Here is a 4,245-nt window from a genome sequence, read left to right on the forward strand (position 1 = left end):
ATGAAAAGCCCTCAGGGTATTTTGGCGTGCGCCGAAAAACCCTCGTACAAACTGTCCGTGGCGGAGCTGAAAAACGAACTGACACTCGCCCTCTGCGGCATAAGGGACCCCGGCAACATGGGCTCCATCATCCGAGCCGCCGACTGGTTCGGCATAAAAAATGTTGTCTGCTCATCCGACACATGCGACATATACAACCCTAAAGCCATCGCCGCGGCGATGGGCTCAGCTTTCAGAGTAAAAGTGCATTACACAGACCCCGTCATCTTCCTCTCCGAAGCCAAAGAGGCCGGAATAACGGTTTACGCCTCAACCACCGACGGCGGGAACATATATGAGGCAAAACTTTCCCCGCGCGGGATAATAATCATAGGGAACGAGTCAAAAGGCATAGCCGAAGAGATCAAAGCCCTCGCCGGCGTTAAAATATCCATACCATCTTTCGGGGAGGCCGAATCACTCAACGCCGCCCTCGCCGCGGCGGCAATCTGTTCTGAATTCCGCCGCAGAAAAAACTGAGAATTTTGCGCTCCCGCGCTTAAATTACTACAATCAGCATTATGAAAAGTTTTATAAAGCACTGCGCCGCCATAGCGATTTTCGCCTCAGGCCTGGCCGCCGCCCCCGCGAAAACGCCCCAAAAGCTCCTGACGGTAACCGTTATTGATGTCGGCCAGGGGGATTGCTCACTCATACAGCTTCCCGGCGGAAAAACAGTGCTCGTGGACGCCGGATCCGGAGGAGTGGGCTGGAACCCTTTTGACGCCGGCACGACTATCGTCGTCCCCTTCCTCAAGAGGATGGGCGTAAAACGCATAGACTACATCATCATGACCCACCCCCACAGCGACCACATAGGCGGCGTACGGCCGGTTGTCAGGGAATTTGATGTGGGCACCCTCGTGGATTCGGGATTCACCTCCTCGGAAGCGGACTATGAGATGATAATGGACATAGCTGAAAAAAAAGATATAGGCCTTATAGAGGTGCACGCCGGAGATATCCTCGACTGGGACAAAGACTGCGAGATCAAAGTCCTGAGCCCGCCGGAAAAATACATAATGGGCGGCAATTCCCACGCAAACGAGAACTCCATAGTTTTCAAGCTGACCTACAAAGATGTCTCCTTTCTCTTCACGGGCGACGCCGAAAAAGAAGCCGGCAAACAAATCGTGAGACACTACAAAGACGACCTTCTCTGCACATTTTTAAAGGTTTCCCACCACGGCTCCAAGAATTCCCTGACATATAACTGGTTCATGGACTGGGCCCAGCCCATTGTCTCCCTTATCTGCGTCGGACAGAACACCTGGGGGCATCCCAACAGAAGCACCATAAAAATACTGGAAAGTTACGGCTCTCTCATTTACCGAACAGACCGGGACGGCACAATCAGAATCGTCACCGATGGCAAAACATACAAAACCTCATTCATCGCCCCCGAAGAAGACGAACGGGAATACTCCGGCGGCTACGAATAAACCCTGCCCTATAGACTCTATACGCTGCTCTTACTTCCGCTGGCGTTTAACTATTTGATTCCTTTTAAATATGCCTGCCGGTCTTTTTCCGGAAATTTCTCAATTGCGTATCTTAACATAGTTCTCGGCATAACTTTATAATATTTTTTTAGGAATTTTTCTTCGGCCGTTCTATCCCTGTTCCCCACTTCTCTCAGCATCCATCCCACAGCTTTATGGATAAGGTCTTCGGTATCTTCGAGCAACAGCTTCGCAATTGCCAGTGTATCGTCAAAAACATCTTTTTTGATAAAGTAAAATGTGGACATTATTCCAATTCTTCTATCCCATAAGCTGGCAGACCGTAGCAATTTATAAAGCTGTTTTCTATCCTTTAAAAACAGATGCTGCCCTACGATGTAATGTGCTGAACTATCAACCAGATCCCAATTATTAATGAATTCTCTATTGCTCAGATAAGCTCTGTAAATTTCTTCTTTTTCGTTATTTGTCTTTACCATGGAATACTTGTCCACCAGCATCAATACGGCAAGCAAACGGGCTTCGTGAAAAGGTGACTTCAATATATGAAGCGTATCATCCAAAGATGTTTCTTTAAATGTTTTTACACATTCTCTTATTGCGGGAACCCGCAGGCCTAGAAATATATCGCCTTCGCCGTACTCTCCCTTGCCTGTTTTAAAGAATCGCTGTGAATGCCGCGCTATATCTTTATCGCCCAGTTCCTTGAGCTTCCTGATGATTTGATCCGTTTTATTACTCATTTGATTCCGGATTATACAAAAATCCGCTCGTTTATTATATAATAATACCGTGAAAACCACTCTGATAGCACCCTGCGGCATGAACTGCAATATTTGCATCGGTCATCTGAGAGAAAATAGAAAATGCGCCGGATGCCGCAGTGAAGATGATAGAAATAAACCTGACGGATGCACAAGAAAAAAATGTATCATATTAAACTGTATAGAATTTCAGAACACTAATAAAAAATACTGTTTCCCGTGCAAAAAATATCCATGCCGCAGACTCGTGCAATTAGACAAACGCTACCGGGCAAAATATAGAATGAGTATGCTGGAGAATCTCAACTTCATAAAAACAAACGGGATCAGGAAATTCGTCCAGAAAGAAATTCCCCGATGGACCTGCTCAAAATGCGGCGCGGCGCTTTCCTGCCATAGGAAAGTTTGTCTCTCCTGCGGAACTTCTCTGAACTGATAACCATCTTCCATTTCCCGTCGCCGGCGCCTATTTCATCTTTGATTTTATACTTATCGTATCTCCGGCAACCATAAAGTCCGGTCCTCCGCGATGATGGATCGTCTTCGGGTTCTTCACCGAGGTATCCACCCAGGCCTTTACGACTTCAACAATGAACAGGCCGTACTTGGAAACCATCTTTGTGTCCACCAGCCGGCACTCAAGATTAGCGTAGCACTCCTCAATAAGCGGCGGCTTGATCTTTGAAGCCTTCCGGGGAGTGAGGTCAAATTCCTTGAACTTATCTATTTTAGCGCCCGTCGTATTTCCGCAGCCCACGGTCTTTTCGGATATATCAAGCGTAGGAATGTTGATGCCGCATTCCTTCGTCGCTTTGAGCAGACCAAAGGAATAATTCTCATCGCTGACGACAAAACCCGCTAAACACGGTTCAAACTCTATCATCATATGCCATGACATAGTCATTATATTCGGCTTGCCGAGCTTCTCCGTCGTGACCATCACCACCGGCCCCGACTCGAGCAGCCTGTAAACTTTTGACAGAGGAAATTCTTCTTTAGCCATTTTCTGCCCTCCTTACTTTATTAATTTCAGTGATTATATTTTTGGGGGAGGAGGGACTCCTTCTCTCCCGACGCTCTCGCGTCTCCTTCGAAGCCGGGCGCCCTCGCTGTCATTCGCTGCGCTCATTATCGTCCGCCGGACGCGCTTCGGGTCGCCTTCGAGTCCCGAATGCAAATTTTGGGGGAGGAGGGACTCGAACCCTCAATCTCTTGCGAGCAGCGGATTTTAAGTCCGCTTTGTATACCAATTCCAACACTCCCCCGCTGATGTGAAATTATTATATCTAATTTTCAGCTTCCGGCGAAACACCCTATTCTTCGCCGCCGCCGATAAATCTGTACTTCACCTCTCCCGGCTCTATCATCCCGTATTTTTCGCGGGCGAGCTTGTAATAAGCCGCTTCCGGATTCTTCTCGAACATCTCAAGCTGTTTTTTCAAAACAGCGTTCTGCCGGTCAAGTTCGGCTATCTTCAGCTCAAGGATCTTCCTGTTTTTTCTGTATATGAGAAATCTGCTGAAATGCTGATTTCCGAAGGCCGCGGCAAGAAAAAACACTACCGCCAGCAGATAAAACAGCCTTCTTTTCTGCTCATCATTCATTCTTGACCGTCCGTCGGGCGTTCAGGCCTTGAGCTCTTCCTCTATCCTGAGAAGCTGATTATACTTTGACAATCTTTCTCCTCTGGCCGGCGCTCCGCTCTTGAGCTGGCCGCAGTTGACCGCAATGGTCAGGTCCGCTATGAAATTGTCCTCTGTCTCGCCGGAACGGTGTGAGACCATAGATCTGTAGCCGTTGTCATAGCCGAGCTTTATCACATCCAGCGTTTCCGTCACGCTGCCTATCTGATTCAGTTTTATGAGAATGGAATTGGCGGCTCCCCTGGCAATGCCTTCCTTCACCCGGTCAACGGTCGTCACAAAAAGATCGTCGCCGATGAGCTGTATCTTCTTTCCGAGTTTTTTCGTCTGTTTTAC

7 protein-coding genes and 1 tRNA gene are annotated in these 4,245 nt (G+C 48.0%); 3 read left to right on the top strand and 5 right to left on the bottom strand.

The genetic code is table 11. From position 1 onward, the window contains the following. Together FP827_06345 and FP827_06350 are read left to right on the top strand one after the other, a co-directional pair. Entirely contained in the window at nucleotides 1-519 is a 519-nt protein-coding gene (locus FP827_06345) for an RNA methyltransferase (protein MBA3052687.1), read from the top strand. A gap of 41 nt (nucleotides 520-560) precedes the next feature. Beyond that, nucleotides 561-1,481, top strand: coding sequence for an MBL fold metallo-hydrolase (locus tag FP827_06350; GenBank protein ID MBA3052688.1), 921 nt, complete (start codon nucleotides 561-563; stop codon nucleotides 1,479-1,481). A 50-nt stretch (nucleotides 1,482-1,531) separates the two neighbouring features. Here the strand turns inward: FP827_06350 and FP827_06355 are convergent, their stop codons facing one another. Then, nucleotides 1,532-2,245: a DNA alkylation repair protein gene (locus tag FP827_06355; GenBank protein MBA3052689.1), complete on the bottom strand. Its 714-nt coding sequence runs from the start codon at nucleotides 2,243-2,245 to the stop codon at nucleotides 1,532-1,534. A 79-nt stretch (nucleotides 2,246-2,324) separates the two neighbouring features. Between FP827_06355 and FP827_06360 the strand changes: the two genes are divergently transcribed. Further along, nucleotides 2,325-2,702 carry a DUF3795 domain-containing protein gene (locus tag FP827_06360; protein MBA3052690.1) on the top strand — a complete coding sequence of 126 codons (378 nt, stop codon included), beginning with the start codon at nucleotides 2,325-2,327 and terminating at the stop codon, nucleotides 2,700-2,702. A 30-nt stretch (nucleotides 2,703-2,732) separates the two neighbouring features. Here the strand turns inward: FP827_06360 and FP827_06365 are convergent, their stop codons facing one another. From FP827_06365 to eno, 4 genes are all read right to left on the bottom strand, one after another. Then, nucleotides 2,733-3,269 (bottom strand): flavin reductase family protein, encoded by a 537-nt coding sequence (locus FP827_06365; GenBank protein ID MBA3052691.1) that lies wholly within the window; start codon nucleotides 3,267-3,269, stop codon nucleotides 2,733-2,735. 178 nt (nucleotides 3,270-3,447) lie between these two features. Next, nucleotides 3,448-3,531, bottom strand: a tRNA-Leu gene (locus FP827_06370). A 48-nt stretch (nucleotides 3,532-3,579) separates the two neighbouring features. Then, nucleotides 3,580-3,870, bottom strand: coding sequence for a septum formation initiator family protein (locus FP827_06375; protein ID MBA3052692.1), 291 nt, complete (start codon nucleotides 3,868-3,870; stop codon nucleotides 3,580-3,582). Nucleotides 3,871-3,891: 21 nt separating this feature from the next. Continuing rightward, on the bottom strand, nucleotides 3,892-4,245 hold a 354-nt coding region (gene eno, locus FP827_06380), incomplete at its 5' end, for a phosphopyruvate hydratase (protein MBA3052693.1).

Source organism: Candidatus Omnitrophota bacterium, from assembly GCA_013791745.1.
In the GTDB taxonomy this organism is placed as follows: domain Bacteria; phylum CG03; class CG03; order CG03; family CG03; genus CG03.

Excerpts from the sequence above, each read along its gene's own strand:
- FP827_06365 (MBA3052691.1), bottom strand. The coding sequence starts at position 3,269 with ATGGCTAAAGAAGAATTTCCTCTGTCAAAAGTTTACAGGCTGCTCGAG.
- FP827_06345 (MBA3052687.1), top strand. The coding sequence starts at position 1 with ATGAAAAGCCCTCAGGGTATTTTGGCGTGCGCCGAAAAACCCTCGTAC.
- FP827_06375 (MBA3052692.1), bottom strand. The coding sequence starts at position 3,870 with ATGAATGATGAGCAGAAAAGAAGGCTGTTTTATCTGCTGGCGGTAGTG.
- FP827_06360 (MBA3052690.1), top strand. The coding sequence starts at position 2,325 with ATGAACTGCAATATTTGCATCGGTCATCTGAGAGAAAATAGAAAATGC.
- FP827_06350 (MBA3052688.1), top strand. The coding sequence starts at position 561 with ATGAAAAGTTTTATAAAGCACTGCGCCGCCATAGCGATTTTCGCCTCA.
- FP827_06355 (MBA3052689.1), bottom strand. The coding sequence starts at position 2,245 with ATGAGTAATAAAACGGATCAAATCATCAGGAAGCTCAAGGAACTGGGC.